General features: G+C 72.6%; 20 protein-coding genes. 5 read left to right on the forward strand and 15 right to left on the reverse strand.

All coding sequences use genetic code 11. The features are described from left to right. Position 1: 1 nt before the first annotated feature. The 9 genes from murD to mraZ all read right to left on the reverse strand — a co-directional run bounded on the left by murD (position 2) and on the right by mraZ (position 9,727). Positions 2-1,468 carry a UDP-N-acetylmuramoyl-L-alanine--D-glutamate ligase gene (murD, locus tag ACVW00_RS12500; RefSeq protein WP_457111224.1) on the reverse strand — a complete coding sequence of 489 codons (1,467 nt, stop codon included), beginning with the start codon at positions 1,466-1,468 and terminating at the stop codon, positions 2-4. Continuing rightward, a complete protein-coding gene (gene mraY / locus ACVW00_RS12505; RefSeq protein WP_457111225.1) occupies positions 1,461-2,561 on the reverse strand; it encodes a phospho-N-acetylmuramoyl-pentapeptide-transferase in 1,101 nt (366 codons plus the stop codon). Before mraY ends, murD begins: the two co-directional genes overlap by 8 nt. Beyond that, a complete protein-coding gene (locus ACVW00_RS12510; RefSeq protein ID WP_457111226.1) occupies positions 2,558-3,982 on the reverse strand; it encodes a UDP-N-acetylmuramoyl-tripeptide--D-alanyl-D-alanine ligase in 1,425 nt (474 codons plus the stop codon). Before ACVW00_RS12510 ends, mraY begins: the two co-directional genes overlap by 4 nt. Then, complete coding sequence (locus tag ACVW00_RS12515) at positions 3,979-5,514, reverse strand: UDP-N-acetylmuramoyl-L-alanyl-D-glutamate--2,6-diaminopimelate ligase (RefSeq protein ID WP_457111227.1); 1,536 nt, start codon at positions 5,512-5,514, stop codon at positions 3,979-3,981. Before ACVW00_RS12515 ends, ACVW00_RS12510 begins: the two co-directional genes overlap by 4 nt. A gap of 55 nt (positions 5,515-5,569) precedes the next feature. Then, positions 5,570-7,351, reverse strand: a complete 1,782-nt coding sequence (locus tag ACVW00_RS12520) for a peptidoglycan D,D-transpeptidase FtsI family protein (protein WP_457111228.1) — start codon at positions 7,349-7,351, stop codon at positions 5,570-5,572. Continuing rightward, positions 7,348-7,929, reverse strand: coding sequence for a hypothetical protein (locus tag ACVW00_RS12525; RefSeq protein ID WP_457111229.1), 582 nt, complete (start codon positions 7,927-7,929; stop codon positions 7,348-7,350). Before ACVW00_RS12525 ends, ACVW00_RS12520 begins: the two co-directional genes overlap by 4 nt. Beyond that, on the reverse strand, positions 7,926-8,882 hold the full coding sequence (gene rsmH / locus ACVW00_RS12530; RefSeq protein WP_457111230.1) for a 16S rRNA (cytosine(1402)-N(4))-methyltransferase RsmH: 957 nt from the start codon (positions 8,880-8,882) through the stop codon (positions 7,926-7,928). The genes ACVW00_RS12525 and rsmH overlap by 4 nt, the downstream gene beginning before the upstream one ends. Before the next feature lie 7 nt (positions 8,883-8,889). Then, entirely contained in the window at positions 8,890-9,057 is a 168-nt protein-coding gene (locus ACVW00_RS12535) for a hypothetical protein (RefSeq protein WP_457111231.1), read from the reverse strand. A 241-nt stretch (positions 9,058-9,298) separates the two neighbouring features. Further along, positions 9,299-9,727, reverse strand: a complete 429-nt coding sequence (gene mraZ / locus ACVW00_RS12540; protein WP_457111232.1) for a division/cell wall cluster transcriptional repressor MraZ — start codon at positions 9,725-9,727, stop codon at positions 9,299-9,301. A 165-nt stretch (positions 9,728-9,892) separates the two neighbouring features. Here mraZ and ACVW00_RS12545 point away from each other — a divergent pair, with 165 nt between their 5' ends. The 3 genes from ACVW00_RS12545 (at position 9,893) to ACVW00_RS12555 (ending at position 14,661) form a co-directional block, all read left to right on the forward strand. Continuing rightward, positions 9,893-10,930 carry an AAA family ATPase gene (locus ACVW00_RS12545; RefSeq protein WP_457111233.1) on the forward strand — a complete coding sequence of 346 codons (1,038 nt, stop codon included), beginning with the start codon at positions 9,893-9,895 and terminating at the stop codon, positions 10,928-10,930. A 4-nt stretch (positions 10,931-10,934) separates the two neighbouring features. Continuing rightward, on the forward strand, positions 10,935-12,236 hold the full coding sequence (locus tag ACVW00_RS12550; protein ID WP_457111234.1) for a DUF58 domain-containing protein: 1,302 nt from the start codon (positions 10,935-10,937) through the stop codon (positions 12,234-12,236). Between the two features lie 64 nt (positions 12,237-12,300). Beyond that, positions 12,301-14,661, forward strand: coding sequence for a transglutaminaseTgpA domain-containing protein (locus ACVW00_RS12555; protein WP_457111235.1), 2,361 nt, complete (start codon positions 12,301-12,303; stop codon positions 14,659-14,661). On the opposite strand, the gene ACVW00_RS12560 is transcribed toward ACVW00_RS12555, so the two are convergent. The 5 genes from ACVW00_RS12560 to ACVW00_RS12580 form a co-directional block, all read right to left on the reverse strand. Beyond that, the gene (locus tag ACVW00_RS12560; protein WP_457111236.1) at positions 14,655-15,125 is read right to left on the reverse strand and encodes a DUF3040 domain-containing protein; all 471 of its coding nucleotides are present in this window, start codon (positions 15,123-15,125) and stop codon (positions 14,655-14,657) included. The two genes, ACVW00_RS12555 and ACVW00_RS12560, sit on opposite strands and share 7 nt — an antisense overlap. A gap of 187 nt (positions 15,126-15,312) precedes the next feature. Beyond that, the gene (gene dinB, locus ACVW00_RS12565; RefSeq protein WP_457111237.1) at positions 15,313-16,515 is read right to left on the reverse strand and encodes a DNA polymerase IV; all 1,203 of its coding nucleotides are present in this window, start codon (positions 16,513-16,515) and stop codon (positions 15,313-15,315) included. A gap of 57 nt (positions 16,516-16,572) precedes the next feature. Further along, the gene (locus tag ACVW00_RS12570; RefSeq protein ID WP_457111238.1) at positions 16,573-17,298 is read right to left on the reverse strand and encodes a methyltransferase domain-containing protein; all 726 of its coding nucleotides are present in this window, start codon (positions 17,296-17,298) and stop codon (positions 16,573-16,575) included. 33 nt (positions 17,299-17,331) lie between these two features. After that, on the reverse strand, positions 17,332-17,739 hold the full coding sequence (locus tag ACVW00_RS12575) for an SAV_6107 family HEPN domain-containing protein (RefSeq protein ID WP_457111239.1): 408 nt from the start codon (positions 17,737-17,739) through the stop codon (positions 17,332-17,334). Positions 17,740-17,746: 7 nt separating this feature from the next. Then, a complete protein-coding gene (locus tag ACVW00_RS12580; protein ID WP_457111240.1) occupies positions 17,747-18,082 on the reverse strand; it encodes a DUF6504 family protein in 336 nt (111 codons plus the stop codon). 172 nt (positions 18,083-18,254) lie between these two features. Here ACVW00_RS12580 and ACVW00_RS12585 point away from each other — a divergent pair, with 172 nt between their 5' ends. Further along, a complete protein-coding gene (locus ACVW00_RS12585; RefSeq protein ID WP_457111241.1) occupies positions 18,255-18,740 on the forward strand; it encodes a YbaK/EbsC family protein in 486 nt (161 codons plus the stop codon). Beyond that, positions 18,740-19,123, forward strand: a complete 384-nt coding sequence (locus tag ACVW00_RS12590; protein ID WP_457111242.1) for an ArsC/Spx/MgsR family protein — start codon at positions 18,740-18,742, stop codon at positions 19,121-19,123. The genes ACVW00_RS12585 and ACVW00_RS12590 overlap by 1 nt, the downstream gene beginning before the upstream one ends. Here the strand turns inward: ACVW00_RS12590 and ACVW00_RS12595 are convergent. Further along, a complete protein-coding gene (locus ACVW00_RS12595; protein ID WP_457111243.1) occupies positions 19,120-19,761 on the reverse strand; it encodes an MSMEG_1061 family FMN-dependent PPOX-type flavoprotein in 642 nt (213 codons plus the stop codon). The genes ACVW00_RS12590 and ACVW00_RS12595 overlap by 4 nt on opposite strands. Positions 19,762-19,787: the final 26 nt, after the last annotated feature.

The following is a 19,787-nucleotide window of genomic DNA, read 5'->3' on the forward strand; positions in this document are numbered from 1 at the left end:
TTCACTGCTCGGTGCCGGGCCTCATCCGTTGCACCGCTTCGACGAACGCGTCGCCGCGCGCGGCGTAGTTGGTGAACATGTCCATGGATGCGCAGCCCGGGGCGAGCAGCACGGTGTCCCCGGGCCGTGCCAGCGCTGCGGCCTCGGCCACCACGCGATCCATGGGAGCAGTCTCTCCGGCAGGCAGCGCGAACACGGGCACATCCGGTGCGTGTCGGGAAAGCGCGGCCGCGATCACGGGGGCGTCCCGCCCGAGGAGCACGACGCCGCGCAGCCGCTCACGAACCCTGGTCACGAGCTCGTCGAACGAGGCACCCTTCGCCAGGCCGCCGGCGATCCAGACGACGTGCTCGTAGGCCTGCAGCGACGCCATCGCCGCCGGCGGGTTGGTCGCCTTCGAGTCGTCGACCCAGGTGACGCCGCCGAAGGTGCCCACCTCGGCGATGCGGTGCCCGGCCGGCTTGAACGAGCGCAGGGCGTCACGCACCGCAGCGGGCGGGACGCCGTGGGAGCGCGCGAGCGCCGCGGCGGCGAGCGCGTTCGCGACGAAGTGCGGCGCCTGGCTGGCCAGGTCGGACAGGGTGCAGAGCTCGGCCGCCGAGGTCTCCCGGTCCTCCACGAAGGCCCGGTCGGCGAGGACCTCCTCGACGACGCCGACCATGCCGACGCCGGGGGTGCCCAGGGTGAACCCGACCGCACGCGCACCCTCGACCACGTCGGCGTCGCGCACGAGCTGCTCGGTGACCGGGTCGGCGACGTTGTACACGCAGGCCCGCTCGACGCCCTGGTAGATCCGGCCCTTGTCCGCGACGTAGTCGTCGAAGGACGAGTACCAGTCGAGGTGATCCTCGGCGACGTTGAGCACCGCGGCCGACTGGGCGCGCACGGACGAGGTGTAGTGCAGCTGGAAGCTGGAGAGCTCGACCGCGAGCACGTCGTACGGCGTGGGGTCCATCACCGCCTCGACGATCGGCAGCCCGACGTTGCCGCAGGCGACCGCCCGCAGGCCCGCCGCGCGCAGGATCGCCTCGAGCATCTGGACCGTGGTGGTCTTGCCGTTGGTGCCGGTGACCGCCAGCCACGGGGTGTCGTGCCGCGGGTCGCGGAGCCGCCAGGCGAGCTCGACCTCGCCCCACACCGGGATCCCGCGCGCGACGGCCTGGGTGAGCAGAGAGGTGTCGGGGCGCCAGCCGGGCGAGGTCACCACCACGTCGACGTCGTCCGGGAGCTCCGCCGTGCTGCCCTCGCCGAGGCGCACCTCGGCGCCGAGCACCTCGAGCAGCGTTGCCTTGTCCGGCCGGTCCCCTGCCTCCGACTCGTCCAGTGCGACCACCGAGGCGCCGAGATGCGTCAGGTTGTCGGCCGCCGCGAAGCCCGACACCCCGAAGCCCGCGACGACCGCACGGACGCCCTCCCAGGAGTCGAGCCGGCCGAGCTCGTCGAGCCGGGGGGTCCGGCGATCAGGCACCGGCGACCCACTCGGCGTAGAAGATGCCGAGGCCGGCAGCGACGAAGACGGCTGCGATCAGCCAGAACCGGATCACCACGGTGATCTCCTCCCAGCCGAGCAGCTCGAAGTGGTGGTGGAGCGGTGCCATCCGGAACAGGCGTCTGCCCTTGGTCAGCTTGAAGTACCCGACCTGGAGGATGACCGACATCGTCTGGAGCACGAACAGCCCGCCGAGCAGCACCAGCAGCAGCTCGGTGCGGGTCAGCACCGCCATCCCGGCCACTGCGCCGCCGAGGGCCAGCGAACCGGTGTCGCCCATGAAGATCTGGGCCGGGGAGGCGTTGTACCAGAGGAAGCCGAAGCAGGCCCCGGTGATCGCGGCGGCGACGACGGCGAGGTCCAGGGGGTCGCGGACGTGGTAGCAGGAGCCGGCCGTGGAGGTGAGGTCCAGGGCGACCCGGCGCCCGCCGCAGGCCTGGTTGTTCTGCCAGATGTTCATCAGCGTGTAGGCGCCGAAGACCATCATCGAGGCGCCGGCGGCGAGCCCGTCGAGCCCGTCGGTGAGGTTGACGGCGTTGCTGGTGCCCGCGATCAGCAGCACGATGAAGAGCACCAGCAGCACCGTGGGCAGGGCGAGCTTGTCGATGTCGCGGGTGAACGAGATGGCGTGCCCGGCGGGCGTCTCGCCGCGGTGGTTCTCGAGCGGGCCGGCCCGCCACAGTGCCAGCCAGGCGAACACGAGGGCGACCACGGTCTGGCCGATGAACTTGGCCTTGCTGCGCAGGCCGAGGTTGCGCTGCTTGTAGATCTTGATGAAGTCGTCGAGGAAGCCCACGACGCCGAGTCCGACGAAGAGGAAGAGGAGCAGCAGCGCCGAGAGCGTGATGTCGGAACCGGTGATGAGCTTGGCCAGGAAGTACGCGAGCAGGGTTGCCAGGACGATCACCAGGCCGCCCATGGTCGGCGTGCCGCGCTTGGTGTGGTGCGTCGTCGGACCGTCGTCACGGATCAGCTGCCCGTAGCCGCGGGCGGCGAAGACCTTGATCGCGAGCCGGGTGCCGAAGATCGTGAACAGCAGCGAGAGGCCTCCGGCGAGCAGGATCGCTCTCACGGGCTGTCCTCCTCCGTCTGCTCTCCGGGGTCTGTCCGCGGTCGGTCCGGCTGGTCTGCCAGCAGCGCGAGCGCGAGGCGCTCGAGCCCCGCGGCGCGCGACGCCTTGACCAGGACCACCTCGGCGCCGCCGACATTGTCCCGCACGGCGTCGGCCGCCTCCGCCACCGACGCGTAGAAGGATGCCCCACGAGCCGTCTCGGTGATCGACCGGGCCCCGTCGCCCACCACGACCACCCGGCCGATGCCGAGCTGGGCCGTCAGGGCGCCGATCGCACGGTGCTCGGCCTCGCCGGACTCCCCCAGCTCGCGCATCTCTCCGAGCACGGCGACCGTGGGGCGGCCGGTGCGCCGGCCGATCCCGGCGAGCGTCTCCAGCGCGGCACGCACGGAGTGCGGGTTCGCGTTGTAGGCGTCGTTGACCACCACGAGGCCGTCGGCACGCTCGCGCAGCTCCATCCGCCAGGGTGAGAGCACCTCGATCCGCTCCAGGGAGGCGCCGATCTCCTCGAGGCCGAGGCCCAGCGCCGACGCGACCGTCGCTGCGGCGGCGGCGTTGGTCGCCTGGTGCTCCCCGAGCAGCCGGAGCCGGACCCTGACGCGGTGCGTGCCCTGGTGGAGGTCGAAGGACGGACGACCCAGGTCGTCGAGCTCGAGCGACTCCAGGCGCAGGCTCGCGCCCGGTCCGCGCCCGAAGGTGCGCACCCGCGCTCGCGTGCGCGGCGCCATCCCGGCAACCAGCGGGTCGTCGAGGTTGAGCACGGCGATCCCGTCGGGCCCGAGTGCCTCGACGAGCTCGCCCTTGGCCTGGGCGATCGCCTCCTGGGAGCCGAACTCGCCGACGTGGGCGAGCCCGACGTTGAGCACCAGCGAGACGTCGGGAGGAGCGATCGCGCACAGCTCGGCGAGGTGGCCGATGCCGCGGGCGCCCATCTCCAGCACCAGGTACGTCGTACCGGGATCGGCGCGGAGGACGGTCAGGGGCAGCCCCAGCTCGTTGTTGAACGACTGGTACGTCGCCACCGTCGGCGCCGAGTCGGACAGCACCGCGGCCAGCATGTCCTTGGCGCTGGTCTTGCCCTGCGACCCCGTGATCGCGACGACTCGCAGCTTCCGCCCGGACCGCCGCAGCCGTCGCAGCACCTCGGCCGCCAGCTGCTGCAGGGCCTGCTGCACGTCGGGCACGACGACCGTGGGCACCCCGGTCGGTCGCGACCCGAGCACCGCCGCGGCTCCGCCCTCGACAGCGGCCTCCGCGAAGTCGTGGCCGTCGACGTGCTCGCCCGCGATCGCGACGAACAGGCCTCCCGGCTCCGGCCGGCGGGTGTCGAGGAACGCGGGTCCGGTCACGGCCGTCGCGGCGTCGCCGGCCACCGTGCCGCCGACGATGCCGGCGATCTCGGCCACGGTCAGCGTGATCACCGGAGCTCCTCCAGTGCTGCCCGCACCTCGTCGCGGTCGTCGAAGGGATGCACGACCCGGTCGTCGGGACCGCCGATCTCCTGACCGGTCTCGTGGCCCTTGCCCGCGACGAGCACGGTGTCGCCCTCGGCGGCGAGCCCCACGGCACGCCGGATGGCCTCCCGGCGCGAGCCGACCTCGAGGACCTCGGCGCGCTCGTCCTCGGGCACGTCCCGCGCTCCGGCGAGCACCGCTGCCCGGATCGCCGACGGGTCCTCGCTGCGTGGGTTGTCGTCGGTCACGACGAGCACATCGGCGAACCGTGCGCCGATCGCACCCATCACCGGCCGCTTGCCGGTGTCCCGGTCGCCGCCCGCACCCACGACGAGCAGCAGCCGACCGGCTGTCAGAGGACGCAGTGCGGCCAGGGTGGCCTCGAGCGCGTCGGGCTTGTGCGCGTAGTCGACCACCGCCAGGAACGGCTGCCCGGCATCCACCCTCTCGAGTCGGCCGGGCACGCCGTGGCTGCGGGCGATCGCGCGCGCGACCGGCCCGGGGTCGAAGCCCGCCTCGGCGGCGAGCGCGACGGCGCACAGCGCGTTCGCGACGTTGAACGCGCCGGTGAGCGGCACACCCGCGTCGAACCGGTCACCCTCGCGCGACACCACGGTGAAGCGCGACCCGTCCGGTCGGAGCTCCACGTTCTCCGCCCGCCAGTCCGCGTCGGCGCCTGTCGGGGAGAAGGTGCGCATCTCGATGCCCGCCTCGTCGTGCAGCCGGCGGCCGAAGGCGTCGTCGACGTTGGTGATCCCGAGCCTGGACCGCTCGGGCGTGAACAGCGACGCCTTCGCCGCGAAGTAGTCCTCGAGGTCGGCGTGGAAGTCGAGGTGGTCACGGCCGAGGTTGGTGAAGGCCGACACGCCGAAGACGACGCCGTCGACGCGGCCCATCACGAGCGCATGGCTGGAGACCTCCATCGCGCAGGCCTGCACGTGCTGCTCGCGCATGACCGCGAACAGTGCGTGCAGGTCGGGTGCCTCCGGGGTGGTCAGCGCGGTCTTCACGTCGCGACCGTCGATGCGCGTGCCCACGGTGCCCACCGAGGCAGCCCGGACGCCGGAGTCCTGGAGGGCGGACTCGAGCAGCCGGGTCGTGGTCGTCTTGCCCTGGGTACCGGTCACTGCCATCAGGGTCAGGGCACGGGCCGGGTCGCCGTACAGCCAGCCGGCGAGTGCTCCGAGCAGGGGACGCGGCTCGGTCACGACGAGCACCGGCACGCCGGCAGCGCGCGCCTCCGGCTCGCCGGCGTCGTCGGTCAGGACGGCGACGGCTCCTGCCGTCACGGCGTCGCGCGAGTACGCCGCGCCGTGGGCGTGCGTGCCGCGGAGTGCAGCGTAGATGTCCCCCGGCAGCACCCGCTGCGAGCTCAGGGACACACCGGTCACGACGACGCCTGCGGGATCTCCGAGGGTGCGGGCACCCAGCCGGCTCGCCACCTCCGTGAGCGGCGTGGCCACCGGATCCGCCGGGCGGGTCAGGCTCGCCTCGTGCACCTGGGGAACCCTCCTCGTCCCGTGGCCGTGCTGGGTACCCCGCGAACCTACCGGTTCACCACTCGATCGGGAGATGCGCGGGCTTGGTGCCCGTCGGCGGCACGGCGTACTTCTGGAGGAGGTACGTGAGGATCTTGCGGAAGACCGGACCGGCGGTCCCGCCACCGCTGGCGGCGCCCTGCGGCTTCTGGATCACCACGTAGACGGTGAAGCGCGGATTGTCGGCCGGGGCGAAGCCGGCGAAGGACACTGCCAGCGACCCGTCGTAGCAGCCACAGGTCGCACCGACCTGCTGGGCGGTGCCGGTCTTGCCCGCGACCCGGTAGCCGGCGATCCCGGCGGCGGGTGCCGTGCCCGCGCCCTCGGTGGTCACCATCTCCATCATCTTCGAGACCTTCTCCGCGGCAGCGGCGCTGATCACCCGGTGCCGGGTGGCCACGTCCGTGCCGACCTCGTCACCCGAGGACGTGGTGGCACTGCCCTTGACCAGGCTGGGACTGATGAGCTCGCCGCCGTTCGCCACGGTGTTGATGGCGGTGGCCATCTGCAACGCATTGACGGAGACGCCCTGCCCGAACGAGGCGGTCGCCTGGGTCAGCTGGGTCCACGTGTCCGACGCAGGGAGCAGACCGCGGGTCTCGCCGGGCATGCCGATGTCGGTGCGGTGCCCGAGGCCGAAGAGATCGAGGTAGCTCCACAGCTGACCGGGCTGGTACTGGCGCGCCGCGAGCACGGTGCCGATGTTGGAGGACTTGGCGATCACGCCCGCGAGCGTCAGCCGGATGGTGTCGTGGTCGAAGTAGTCGTGGATCACGCGGTCCGCCACCGGCAGCTGCCGGGGCACCCGCACCTTCGTGCGCGGTGAGACCAGTCCCTTGTCGAGCAGCCCCGACATGGTCAGCACCTTCTCGACCGACCCGGGCTCGTAGACGTCGCTCAGTGCGCGGCTGCCGAGGTCGTCCTTGCTGGCCTCGCCCGGCTTGTTCGCGTCGTACGACGGGTAGTCGGCCAGCGCCAGGATCTCCCCGGTGCGCGAGTCGAGGGCGATCGCCGCACCGGACTCGGCGCGAGCCTGCTGCACCGCCGTCCGCAGCACCCGCTGCGAGTACCACTGCACGTCCCGGTCGATGGTGAGGGTGAGGCTCTTTCCGTCGACCGGCTTGGTCTCGGTGTTCTCGCCCAGCGGGATCCGGTTGCCGGCGCCGACCTCGTAGGTCTCGCTGCCGTCCTTGCCGGCGAGCAGCCCGTCGAAGGAGCGCTCGAGGCCACCACCGGTGCCGGGCTCCCCGGGGACCTTCATGAAGCCGACCAGGTTGGCGGCGACGTCACCACCCGGGTACTCACGCACCGGGTCGAGCCGGGTGTCGACACCCTTGAGGCCAGCCTTCTCGATCGCGTCGACGGCATCGGTCGCCGCGGTGGCCGGGACCCGGCGTGCCACGTAGGCGAACCGGGCGCCCGGACGATCGGGGTTCTCGCGGAGCTTGCCGAGGATGTCGAAGTAGTCGAGGCCCAGCCGGTTCGCGAGGATGCGTGCGATCTCCTCGGCGTGGTCGTCGGTGCGCTTCGGGTCCGCCACGATCATCAGCCCGCTGACCGACTCGGCCAGCGGCACGCCGTTGCGGTCGTCGATCGAGCCACGGGTCGCGGGCAGCGGCACGGTGACCAGCCCCTCCGCGTCCGCCTTCGCGGCATAGGCCTTCGGGTCGAGGCCCTGCAGCTCGAAGAGTCGCACCCCGAAGACCGAGATGACCATCGCCAGCACGATCAGCCCGACCCGGAGCCGGAGCTCCGAGGACCCGCGCCACCGGCCGGCCGGGCGTCGTGCCGGGCTCACGGGGCGGTCCCGGGGTTCGTGGTCGGGTTCGTGGTCGGGTTCGTCGCCCGGTTCGTGGCCGGGTCGGCGCCGGGATCAGTGCCGGTCCCGACGACGGCGGGCACCCGGATGACGATCGGCTTGCGCTGCAGTGCCGCCGGTAGCCCCGGGGGCAGCGGCTCGATGCGGACGGCATCCTCGGGACTTGCCGGGGTCGGTGTCCCGACGACGCTGCCGTCGGAGAGCCGCACGAAGGCCGGTACGCCGGGCGCGACCATGCCCAGCGCCTTGCCTGCCTCGGCCAGCCGCTGCGGGGCGCGCAGCTGCTCGAGATCGATGTCGAGCGCCTGCTGCCTGGCCGTCAGGTCGTCGGCATGCTGCTGCAACCGGGTGGCGTAGAACGACGCCTGCTGCATGTGGGTGTTGAACATGAGCAGCCCCACGACCCCCGCGCCGAGGATCGCGAAGACCAGCACCGCGAAGGGCGCCCTCGGCGGTCGCGTGCGGCGTACCGGGACCAGCGACAGCCGGGCCCGCTCGACGGCTGCCTCGGCGAACCGGGGCGCCCGCGCGCGTGCCTGTGACATCAGCGTGCTCATGCGACCGCTCCCCGCACTCGCTCGGCTGCGCGCAACCTCACCGAGGCCGCCCGCGGGTTCTCGGCGATCTCGGCGTCGGACGCCTTCTCCGATCCCCGGGTCACCAGCCGCAGCTCGGGCTGGTGGTGCTCGGGGACCACGGGTAGTCCCTCCGGCGCCGTGCTTCGTGCACGGGCGGTGAGTGCCTGCTTGACGATGCGGTCCTCCAGCGAGTGGTAGCTCATCACCACGACGCGGCCACCGACCGCGAGCGCGTCGATCGCCGCGGGGATCGCCCGGCGGAGGACCCCGAGCTCGTCGTTGACCTCGATGCGGAGCGCCTGGAACGTGCGCTTCGCCGGGTGGCCCCCGGTACGCCGGGCCGGCGCCGGGATCACCTCGCGGAGCAGGTCGACCAGCCGCGCGGACCGGTCGAACGGCGCCCGCTCCCGTTCACGGACGATGGCCCGGGCGATCTGCCGGGCGAACTTCTCCTCGCCGTAGGCCCGCAGGATCCGGGCCAGGTCGGCTGCCGGGTAGCTGTTGAGGACCTCGGCCGCGGTGATCCCGCCGGTGTCGTCCATGCGCATGTCCAGCGGCGCGTCCTCGGCGTACGCGAACCCGCGCTCGCGCAGGTCGAGCTGCATCGAGGAGACGCCGAGGTCGAACAGCACGCCCTGGACCGAGCCGATGCCCAGGTCGGCCAGCACCTCGGGGATCTCGTCGTACACGGCGTGCACCAGCGTGGTCCGTCCGGCGAAGGGTGCGAGCCGTTCGCCGGCCCGCTCGAGGGCGTGGACGTCGCGATCGACGCCGACGACGTGCGCAGCCGGGCAGCGCGTGAGGACGGCCTCGGTGTGCCCACCCAGTCCGAGGGTCGCGTCGACCAGGATCGACCCGGGTTCCTGCAGCGGGGGTGAGACCAGCGCGACGACCCGGTCGAGGAGCACCGGGACGTGGGCGAGGTCGTTCATGCCCGCCCTACTTCCCGAGCCCGGTGAGCAAGGTCAGCGCCCCGGCGAGCGCGACGCTGGTCGCGGCCGAGAACGCCATCAGCGCCAGGCCGTCGCGCACCTCGTGGCGGACCCGGCGCGCGGGCCTCACCGGTGCGGCGTGCGGACCGCTGATCGGTCCGGCGACTCCGTTCATGCTTCGACCCCTGGCTGGCTGGATGCGGGTGGTGAGTAGTGGAGGAGGGTGATCGCCGGGCCAGGTTCCCGTCCGCTCTCTCCTCGTGGCGCTGAGTTCTGGAGCCGGGGAAGGTGCCCCAGACGGCAGCCCCGGTACGGGGAGGAGCGGACGCGAGCCTCGTCCTGCGATCACCGATGTGGAGTTGTGGCCGGTCCCGGTACCGGCGCTTGGGGTGGTTGGTGTGGTTGCGGAGGCCGGGTCAGAACCCGGGGAAGATCTCCTCCTGGACGTCGGAGAAGGCGCTCTCCTGCTGGGCGGTGTAGTCGGTCCAGGCCTGGGGCTCCCAGATCTCGACCCGGTCGTAGATGCCGATCACCACGCAGTCCCGGTCGAGCGCGGCGTACTGGCGCAGCTCGGGGGTGATGGTGATCCGGCCCTGCTTGTCGGGCACCTGCTCGGAGGCGAGCGCGAAGAGCATCCGCCCGTAGGCACGGAGCCGGGCATCGGTCTGCGAGGCGTTCTTGAACCTCTCGGTGAAGGCGGCGAAGTCGGCCTGCGTGCGCATGTCGATCGAGCGCTCCTGCCCCCTGGTGATCACCAGTCCGTCCCCCATCGCCTCGCGGAACTTTGCCGGGAGGAACAGCCGCCCCTTGTCGTCGAGCCGGGGTCGAAAGGTGCCGGAGAACATCGCGCCACCTCTCCCGCTCTTCCTCCACTTTCCCCCACGATACTCCACAACCCTCCACCGTCAACCACATTCGCTCCCTTTCCCTCCTCTTTCGCGCCCGTTCCCGCTCTGGGCCCGCCCGACGGATGCACCACCGCCTCTTCCGTGATGAGGTTCACTAGGGGCATGCACGAAGCACCTGCGAGCGCGCCGTCCCCGATCGGGACGACCGCCACCGGCCCGACACCCACCACCGCTGCGGACCTCGACACCCTTCGTTCGGTCACCGACCGTGTTCGCGCGAACATCGAGCGGGTCATCGAGGGCAAGCCGGAGGTGGCCCGCGCCGCCGTCGTGGTGCTGCTCGCGGAGGGGCACCTGCTGATCGAGGACGTGCCGGGCGTCGGCAAGACCATGCTCAGCAAGGCACTGGCCCGCTCCATCGACCTCACCGTCCGCCGGATCCAGTTCACCCCGGACCTGCTGCCCTCGGACGTCACCGGCGTCTCGGTGTTCAACCAGGACACCCGCGAGTTCGAGTTCCGTCCCGGGGGCGTCTTCGCGAACATCGTCATCGGCGACGAGATCAACCGGGCCTCGCCCAAGACCCAGTCGGCGATGCTCGAGTGCATGGAGGAGCGACAGGTCACTGTCGACAACCAGACGTTCTCGCTCGAGTCGCCGTTCATGGTGATCGCCACCCAGAACCCCCTGGAGATGGAGGGCACCTACGCGCTTCCCGAGGCGCAGCGCGACCGGTTCATGGCCCGGGTGTCGATGGGCTACCCGGTCGAGGCGGCCGAGATCGCGATGCTCTCGGCGCGCGAGACGCGCAGCCCTCTGGACGACCTCGAGCCGGTGACCGACGCCGCCGAGATCCGCAAGCTCGCTTCGGTGGTCGCCGGTGTGCACGTCTCGGACGCCGTGCAGCGCTACACGGTGGCCATCTCGACCGCCACGCGCCGCTCCGCCGAGCTCAGGCTCGGTGCCTCCCCGCGCGCCACCCTCCACCTGGTCAGGGCCGCGAAGGCGTGGGCTGCGATGTCCGGGCGCGAGTACGTCATCCCCGACGACGTGCACACGCTCGCTCCCTCGGTGCTCGCCCACCGGCTGCTGCCCACGGTCGAGGCGGCCATGAACGGCCGCGGCCCGGGCGACGTCCTCGCCGGCATCCTCGACTCCGTGCCCGTCTCTGACGTCGCAGCGGGCACGACCGGCCGCTGATCCGGTGTCCGTCCTGGCCGCGTCCGACCCCCACGCCGCGCCCGTGCCCGCGAGCGCTGCAATCCGCGAGGCGTTGCGCGGCTTCACGCTGCGCGGGCGCAGCTTCATCGCGGCCGGCGCCACGGCTGCCCTGTGCGGCATCGTGCTCGGCGAGCGCGACCTGGTGCGCATCGGTGCCCTCGTCGTGCTGCTCCCGCTGTTCGCCGCGCTGTGGGTCGCGCGCTCGGGCAACCGGCTCGGGCTGGCCCGCACGCTCGGCGCCTCGCTCGTCGAGGTGGGTCAGCGGGCCGTCGTACAGCTCGAGCTGACCAACGTCGGGCCGACCACCGGCGTGCTCCTCATCGAGGAGCAGATCCCGTGGGCGCTGGGATCCCGGCCGAGGTTCGTGATCGACACGATGCGCCCGGGCTGGAGCCGGCGCATCGAGTACGCCGTGCAGGCAGACGTGCGCGGCCGCTACCAGATCGGTCCGCTGCGCGTGCGCGTCGGCGATCCCTTCGGCCTGCTCGAGCTGCACCGCACGTTCACCAAGACCGCCCACCTGGTGGTGATCCCGGCGACGGAGGCACTGCCGGCAATCCCCCTGCTCGGCGCCTGGACCGGCACCGGTGACAACCGGCCGCGCCCGTTCGCGAGCGGCAGCGCAGCCGACGTGACGGTACGCGACTACCGGATGGGCGACGACCTGCGTCGCGTGCACTGGCGCAGCACCGCCAAGGTCGGCGCGCTGATGGTGCGGCGCGAGGAGCAGCCCTGGCAGTCGCGGTGCACGCTCTTCATCGACAACCGTGCCCGGTCCCACCGCGGCCAGGGCCCGCACTCCTCACTGGAGCGCGCCGTCACCGCGGCCGCCTCCATTGCCGTCCACCTGACCACCCAGGGCTACCAGGTGCGCCTGGTCAGCGCCCTCGGCGAGGAGATCGAGCACGGCTGGCACGACGGTGACGTCGCGAGCTCCGCCCGCCCCTTGCTCGAGCGCCTCGCGGTGCTGCCGACCGTCGAGACCGCCGAGCTCTACACCGGCTGGGTCGACGAGAGCGTCACCTCGGGCATGTGCGTCGCGGTCCTCGGCGAGGTGAACCAGCACGACCGCGACTTCCTCTCCGGGCTGCACCATCGCGGGAGCGCCTCCTACGCGGTCGTCCTCGACGTCGACACCTGGGCGGCCCGGATGGCCGAGCCGGCCTTCGCGCGACGGCCCGGCGAGCTGGCGGTGGCCTCCTGGCTGCGCCACCGCGGCTGGAAGGCCTCCGAGCTGTCCCGCACCGGGTCGTTGCCGACCACCTGGCAGGAGCTCGGCCGATGACCGCTCGACGCCTCTTCGCCCGAGCACGGCGCTTGCTGCACTCGCCACTGGGCCGGGAAGCCGCATGAGCAGCCGGTTCGCGCGCAGGCTCGCCACGGCGGCGATCGCCGGGACGATGGCGTGGGTCGCCCTCTGGTCGTGGGGCGGGCTCGTGGAGCAGCCCGGCCACTTCCTGTCCCCTGCCCTGCTCGGCGCGGTGCTCGTCGTCGGCGTCGGCTCGATCGGGCGGACGCTCGGGTGGCCCTGGTACGCCGTGCTGCCGAGCCAGCTGGCCGTGCTGGTGCTCTGGCTCGACCACCGCTACGCGGCAGCCGCCGCCTGGGGCGGCTGGGTGCCGACGCCCGGGAGCATCCACGACGTCGCCGACCGCATCCATGCGGGCGCGGTGGCGGTGAACACCTTTGCCTCGCCGGTGAGCGCCGAGCACCCCGAGACCTATGCCTACCTGCTCGCGACGTCGCTGCTGGTGCTGCTCTCCACCGACCTGCTCGCCTGCGGCCTTCGCCGGGTGCCGTGGGCCGGGCTGCCGGTGATCGTGACGCTGACCGTGCCGATCAGCGTCCTCGAGGCGAGCCTGTCGTGGGTCGTCTTCGTGATCACCTCGCTGCTGTTCATCATGCTGCTGGCGACCGAGGAGACCGAGCGGGTGCTCGGCTGGGGCCGCTCGGTCGCCGGTCGCGGTGAGCGGATCGACTCGCTCGACCAGGTCGTCAACGGGTCGACGGTCCGCGGATCCGCGATGCGCATCGGCCTGCTCACCGCAGCGGGCGCGCTGGTCCTGCCCATCCTGGTGCCGGTGACCGGCGGCCTGCTGAAGGGCAACGGCGACGGAGGCGGCAACGGGAGCGGCAATGACAGCAACGTGACGCTGCGCAACCCGATCGTCGACCTCCGCCGGGACCTCATCAGCCAGAACCACATCCCGCTGGTGGAGGCCCAGACGACGGGCGACCCCGGCTACCTGCGGCTCACCGTGCTCGACAAGTTCAGCGGGGTCGAGTGGCTGCCGTCGGCGCGGCAGCTCGCGAAGTCCAACAACGCCAACGGCAAGCTGCCGACCGCGCCGGGCATGCAGATCAACGCGGCCGGCACCGACGCCAACTGGTCCATCCGGCTCCTCGACGGGTTCCAGAGCACCTGGCTGCCCACGCCGTACCCGACCCGGAGCATCGACATCAAGAAGGGCGACTGGCGCTACGACCTGAGGACCCTGGACGTCGCCAGCGTCGACAAGCAGGACACCGCGGGGCTGTCCTACAACCTCGTCGGGTTCACCCCGGAGCTGTCCCCGACCCGGATGCAGGCGGCCCTCACCGCGCCGTCGGCCGTCCGCGCGCCGATGACGTCGGTGCCCGGCAACCGGCCCTCGGTGATCACCCGGATCGCGCAGGAGGTGACCGCGGGAGCCACCACCGACTACGACCGGATGGTGGCGCTGCAGACGTGGTTCCGCAACACCGGCGGCTTCAGCTACTCCCTCGAGCCCGCGCCCGGCAGCGGCATCTCGCAGCTGGTCCGGTTCATCACCACCGACAAGGTCGGCTACTGCGAGCAGTTCGCCGCCGCGATGGCGGTCATGGCCCGCTCGCTCGGCGTCCCGGCCCGGGTCGCGGTCGGGTTCCTGGCCCCGCAACGCCTGCAGGACGGGACGTACCTCTACACGAGTGACGACCTGCACGCGTGGCCGGAGATCTACTTCAGCGGCACCGGCTGGGTCCGCTTCGAACCGACTCCCGCCGCGCGCACCGGCACGACACCGCCGTCCTGGACGGTGGGCACGGGTGCACCGACGACCCGGCCCACCGGCCCGAGCGCGACGGCGGCGCCCAGCCAGGCGCCGACCAAGGCGCCCCGCGAGCTGGACAAGACCGCGTCGGCGAAAGGCTCGTCGGAGGCTCGCGCGACGGCCGTCGGCTGGGCCGTCGGCGTCCTGCTGCTGGCGCTCGTGCTGGCACTGCCCCGGTGGGTGCGCTCACGTCAGCGCCGGCGGCGGCTCGGCGACCACCGGCTAGGACCGGTGAGCGACGACGCCCGGGTCCTCGCCGACGGTGCCTGGGCGGAGCTGGTCGCGACCGCCCGCGACCTCGGCATCGCGCTGCCGCTGCAGCGCTCCGTGCGCGAGATCTCCGGCGCGCTGCGACGCCGCACCCACGGCACGACCGATGCCGTACGCCGGCTCGAGGAGCTCACCCTGTTCGTCGAGCGGGCGCTCTACGCACGTCCGTTCGCCGTCGACCCGGCCACCCGCCAGGCCGTGGTCGAGGCCGTCGAGAAGTGGTCGGACCTCATGGACGCCTCGGTCGCGACCAGCCGCAGCCGGGTCGCCCGAGTCTTCCCGCGGTCGGTGTTCGACCGGCGGACAGCCTCACTCGTGGTCGACCGGCAGGTGGAGCTGGCCGGAGCCGGCGCGCCGAGCGGTCAGTAGCCGCCCTGGTCGCGGCGGTGCTGCCAGCGCTGCTCGAGCCGCTGCATGAACGTGCCCTGCCGACGGTCTCGCGGCTGACGGCGGGGGCGCTTCGGCTTGCTCGCGCGACCGCCGTCGAGGACCTCGAAGCGGTGCGGGTGGTCGTCGAAGTCGAAGAGGGCGTCGGCCGGCTGGGCCGGACGCTCGTCGCTCACCCGATGGCCGCGCCAGGCGGCCAGGCCGACGGTCGCGGAGCCGAGCATCACCAGGAAGCCGACGATGCCGAGCCAGGTCATCCGGGCCATCGCGCCGCCCATGAGCAGCGCGATGCCGCCGACGAACACGACCGCCGCAGCCATCGTGCGCATCCGGGCCATCCGGCGCAGCGTGCGCCCCTGCAGGGCGGAGACGAACTTCGGGTCCTCTGCGGCGAGGGCGCGCTCCATCTGCTCCAGCAGACGAAGCTCCTCTTCCGACAGCGGCACGACGTCCTCCAACGATCCGGTGCTCAGGTGCTCTTGATTCCGCAAGTCTAGGCAGCCTGCGCGAAAGTCGGTACCCGAGATCGGGAAATTCACGCAAGCGGGCGCGGTCGCCGCGACCGGCTCAGAGCCCGCTCAGAGCCCGCTCTGGGCCCGCTCCGGGCATGCACTGGACCTGCTCTGGGCCCGCTCATGGACGGTCTGCGGTGAACAGGGTCGCGGGCCGCACCACGCCCCGTCCGAAGCGGAGATGGACCTGGTCGACGGCACGGTCCGCGGCCGGCCAGCCGTGCTCGCGCTCCCCGATGACCAGCTGGCGATGGGCCCGCTCGAGGGGCAGCAGGCCCTCCACGCGCACTCCGACGAGCCGGATCCGCAGCCGCCGTTGCTTGAGGGCGTCGAACAGCCGGAGGGCCTCGGCGTGCACCTCGCCGGTGACGTCCGTGGCATCGGGCAGAGTGCGGGACCGGGTGAGGGTGGTGAAGTCGGCGTAGCGGACCCGCAGGGCCACCGTCCGCCCGGCAACCCCTGCACGTCGCATCCGGGCGGTCACCCGGCCGGCGAGCCGCAGCAGCTCGCGGCTGATCACCTCGCGATCGGCGACGTCGCGGCCGAAGGTCTCCTCGGCGCCCATGCTGCGCTCCGGATCGTGGTCGCTGCGCCGCGGTGTGAGCGTGCTCCTGTCGGTGCCCCAGGCGAGCTCGTGCAGCTGGGCGCCCAGCGCCCTGCCGACAAGCAGCTGGAGCGTGGACCGCGGGGTCCGCGCCACGTCACCCACCGTGGCAAGGCCGATCCGGTGCAGCCGCGCGCGGGTGCGCGGTCCGACGCCGAAGAGCTCTCCGACATCGAGGGGATGCAGGTAGCCGACGACCTGGTCGGGTGGCACCACGAGGACACCGTCGGGCTTGGCCCGGCGGCTCGCGAGCTTCGCCACCGAGACGGTGCCCGCGACACCGACCGAGCAGTCCACCCGTTGCTCGTCACGGACTCGAGCGCGGATGTACTCGGCGATCTGCACCGGCGAGCCGAGCCGGCGCACCGCGCCGGAGACGTCCAGGAACGCCTCGTCCAGGGAGTACGCCTCGACCAGGGGTGTCACCTCGCGGAAGATCTCCATCACCGATCGCGACACCGTCTCGAACTCGCCGAACTCGGGCGAGACGCGCACCGCCTGCGGGCACAGCTCCTTGGCCATCCGGCCGGACATCCCCGAGCGCACCCCGAAGGCGCGCGCCGGGTAGTTCGCGGACAGCACGACACCACGGTGCCCCCCGCCCACGATCACCGGCAGGGCCTGGAGGTCCGGGCGGTCACGGATCGCGACCGACGCGTAGAACGCGTCCATGTCGACGTGCAGGATCGGGCAGGCCAGTGACCGGTCCGCCGGCCTCACCGGACACCTCGTTCGCGGGGCGACGGCCCGGGTGCGCGCTCGGTGTCCGGACCCGGGTCAGCGGCGGGCGAGGGTGTGGATCTGGGCGGCCAGGGTGAGGTACTCGGGCCGGTCGGCGACGGCACGCTCGAGGTCCAGCAGACCGTCGACCGCACCCGGCTCGAGGTCGAGCAGGGCCGAGGGCACCAGGTCGGTGAACACACGTACGGCGTGCATCCCGATGAGCTCGAAACCGGCCTCGGCCACCAGGTCGGCGACCTCCGCCGCCGTGAACCGGCGCTCGTGCTCCGCCGAGGTAGGCGTGCCGCCGAGCAGGTCGCGCGCCTGTGCGAAGTGACCGGCCATCGCACGGCCGAGCACGGCGGCGTGGCGCTGGCTGACCAGCAGGCTGAGGGTGCCGCCGGGGCGCAGCAGCCGGCCGAGCACCGCGAGGGCGTCAGCCGGGTCGTCGACCAGCCCGAGCACCTCGTGGCAGAGCACGAGGTCGGCGGTGGCGGCCGGGACCAGGTCGACCGCGTCGGCCAGGTCGCCCTGCCGACCGCTGACCAGCTCAGCGACGCCGTGCTCCCGGGCTCGCCGGTCCAGAGCCGCGAGCGCGTCCGGGCTCGGGTCGATGACGGTGACGCGGTGCCCGAGCTCGGCGACGCGCACCGCGAACCCGCCGGTCCCGCCGCCGACGTCGAGCACCGTCTGCCCCGAGGGACCGTCGTCGAGAGCTCGTCGGCAGGCCTCCCAGACGACCGCCGTGCGGGTGGCAGCGCGGCGCTCGAGGGGGCGTTCCATGCGGTGAACACTAACGACGTCACCGGGGCGTGGTCAGGCCACCTGGAACGGGGCGTGCCCGGTCACGCCGAGCGAGGTCTCGACGACGGCGAGGAAGCGGTCGGCGTCGCGGACCAGGTCGTCGGCCTCGCGCTCGGTGACGGCACGTCGCGACCCGGCCTCGGCAGCGGCCCGCTTCGCGGCGCCCGCCGCGAAGAACGTGGCCCACTCGCGCAGCTCGGGGGCGACCTCGGCGAGCAGCACCCAGGCGTTCTTCTGCCGGCGCTTCTGGACCGGCATCGGCTGCGCGCGCGCCGCCAGCAGCGCAGCCGTCGCCCGCAGCGCGGCGACGTGGGCGAGGGCGTAGCGCCGCGGAACGTCGGTGCAGGTGATCGCCTCGCGCAGCGACTCGGCGGACCGCTCGAGGTAGGAGTGCGTGGCTGCGGGCAGGTGGAGGTTCATCTCGCCCTCAGTCCAGGGAGCCGGCGAGGCGCCAGACGCCCTCGCTCCAGTCGAGGGTGAGGTCGAAGATCCCGAAGCCGGGATCGTCGACGGAGGCGACGGAACGACCGCGGGCGGCGGCGACCCGCCAGACCTCCCGCTGGGACACCAGCTCGGAGTGCCCGGGCGCCTCCTCGGGCCGTCGCAGCCACCAGGCGCCCGACTCCATCCAGTGCGCGATCACCTCGCGCACCTGCCAGAGGCGACCGCGCCAAAGGAACTGGTCGGGGCCCTCCTCACCCTCACCGGCGAGCACGTCGCCCGGACCCTTGCGCACTTCCACCAGCTCGTCGTACGGCCGCACCCGCCTGCTCCTTCCGTTGTCGGCGGCCCGGTGGACGATGGGGTCGAGTCACCGCCACCGGGCCGTTGATCGAACGTGTGTTCGAACGATTCCAAGGTACACCCGGCCACGGACAGCCCGTCAAGCAAGAACCGCACGGGGCCTCTGCAGCCGGTGGGATAACTTGCCGACCATGAGCGAGCACCCCTCCATCGCCGGCTTCCGCGCCGAGCTCCAGGCCCGCGGCGGCCGGGGCCGGATCGTGGTGCTCCCCGACTCCGTGCACACCGCCGCGCTGGCTGCCGAGGCGCTCGGGTGCGAGGTCGGCGCGATCGCCAACAGCCTGCTCTTCGCCGCCGCGACCGACTCCGGGGAGCGGGTGCCGGTGCTGATCCTCACGTCCGGCGCGCACCGGGTGGACACCGCGAAGGCGGCGGCGGCAGTCGGCGCGCCTGCGCTGGAGCGGGCGACTCCCGACTTCGTCCGGGAGCACACCGGTCAGGTGATCGGCGGGGTGTCGCCGTTCGCCCACCCGCGGCCGGTTCGCACGTTCCTCGACCCCACGCTGCGGCAGTACGACGAGATCTGGGCTGCCGCGGGGCACCCGGCCGCTGTCTTCTCGACCACCTACGACGAGCTGCTGGAGATGACCGGCGCCGAGGAGATCGAGGTCAACTGATGTCGCCGCGGCCGCCCGTCGAGATCTGGATCAACCCGGCGTGCTCGAAGTGCCGCACGGCCAAGGAGAACCTCGACGCGGCGGGCATCGAGTACGTCGAACGGCGCTACCTCGACGACCCGCCGACGGCCGCCGAGCTCGCCGGTGTCCTCGACCGGCTCGCTCTCGAGCCGTGGGACGTCGCAAGGCCGGCCGAGACCCGGGAGGCCGGCATCGACCTGCCCCGCGACGCGGCGCACCGCGACGACTGGATCGAGGCGATGGTCGCGCACCCACGCACCATCCAGCGCCCGATCATCACCGCCGCCGACGGGACGACGGTGGTGGCCCGCGACGCCGAGACGCTCGCCGGGGTGGTGAAGCGGGAGGCCCCGACCGGCTAGTAGAGGCCGTCGAGGTACTGCGGGCCGTAGTACTCGTCGAGCTCCTCGAGGGTCTTGCCCGACGGCTCGAGCTCGTGGGCGATCACCGCCCGCCGGGGCACCTGTGCGTCCGGCTCCCAGGACGCTGGTTCCCACAGCCGCGAGCGCAGGAACGCCTTCTGGCAGTGGTGGAAGACCTCGTCGATCTCGACCACGACCGCGAGCACCGGTCGATGTCCCTTGACCCGCATCGCGTCGAAGAACGGGGCGTCGGAGGCGAGCCGCGCCCGGCCGTTGACCCGGAGCGTGTCGCCCCGGCCGGGGATCACGAAGAGCAGGCCGACCTGGGGGTTGGCCAGGATGTTGCGGTAGCCGTCGGCGCGCCGGTTGCCGGGCCGCTCGGCCAGGGCGATGGTCGTGTCGTCGACGACGTGCACCAGGTCACCTGCCGGATCGCCCTTGGGTGAGGCGTCGCACGAGCCGTCGGGTCCGGCGGTCGCCATCACGCAGAACGGGGATGCGGCGAGCCAGTCGCGGTCGAGGTCGGTCAGCGAGCGGCGTACCTTGTCGCGGGCGCGCTGCTGCGGCTCACCGAGCAGGCCGACGAGCGCCTCGACGTCGGTGATCTCCGTCCAGGCCGGTGCCGCGGTCTCGTCCACGTGCCCGAACCTACGGCAGCCCGACT

The sequence above is a fragment of the Marmoricola sp. URHA0025 HA25 genome (assembly GCF_054059435.1).